Below are 953 nucleotides of genomic sequence, written 5' to 3'. Positions count from 1 at the left end.
AAACTATCCCATTAGGTGAGTTTCTAGTATTTGCTCTTTTCTGAATCCTTGTAGTCCTAGGTAGTACTCTAGTGAGTTGATCACGTAGTCTAGCTTTATTGGTCCTACTATCTCTGATCCTGTTACTGCTATTCCGTATCTCTTAGCTTCTTGCTTAACTAGCTCGAATACTCTGTATACTGGTGTAGCTCCACAGTCGAACATGTTTATAGATACAACTACTCCGTCGTACTCTGGGAACTTGATTCCAACCGCTCTTGTAGTCGAGAATCCACCACTTGGTCCTCTAACTGCTTTAGCTATCTTCTTAGCTGTCTCTACGTCTTCTGTGTTTAGGAACACGTTGTAAGCTGTAAGTCCTTCTGCTTCTGCTGAACAGATTGTAGCTCCTGCTGTGTCTGATAGAAGTCCGTCTTTTGATAGGTCTGGCTTTCTTGACTCGTACTCGTCCGCTCTTGATGGATCGTCTTTGATCTCTTTAAGAAGGTCTCTTAGTCCCTCGTACTGTCCTTTTCTGATGAAAGCTAGTGCTTTTCTGTCTTCTGTAGCTGCATTGTCCGCTGCGAAGAATATTGGCGCTCCAGTCTTCTCGTGTAGCTCTTTTCCTATTTCGTTAGCTAACTCTATACACTCTTCAACTGTTGTGTTGCTGAATGGGAATAGAGGAATTGTATCTTGAGCTCCTATTCTTGGGTGAGTTCCGCTTTGCTCTCTCATGTCTATAAGTTCTATCGACTTAGCTGCCATGTTTATAAGAGCTTGCTTAAGTGGTGCTGGCTCTCCTATTACAGTTACAACTGTTCTGTTGAAGTCGTGCTCTGGCTCAACGCTTACAAGCTTAACTCCTTCGATTCCTTTTAGTTCTCCTGTTACAGCTTCTATAACGTCTTCTCTTCTTCCATCACTGAAGTTAGGTACAGCTAGGATATACTTCTTTTGATCTGCCATTTATT

1 protein-coding gene is annotated in these 953 nt (G+C 42.5%); it reads right to left on the bottom strand.

Annotated features, from left to right (window positions below):
• Nucleotides 1–3 precede the first annotated feature (3 nt).
• Nucleotides 4–948, bottom strand: coding sequence for a glutamate formimidoyltransferase (ftcD, locus tag EUAN_RS12065; RefSeq protein WP_071064847.1), 945 nt, complete (start codon nucleotides 946–948; stop codon nucleotides 4–6).
• Nucleotides 949–953 lie beyond the last annotated feature (5 nt).

Source organism: Andreesenia angusta (assembly GCF_001855385.1).
Lineage (GTDB): Bacteria > Bacillota > Clostridia > Tissierellales > Gottschalkiaceae > Andreesenia > Andreesenia angusta.
The sequence above is the reverse complement of the archived record's forward strand: the minus strand, read 5'-3'. Positions and strand labels throughout refer to the sequence as shown.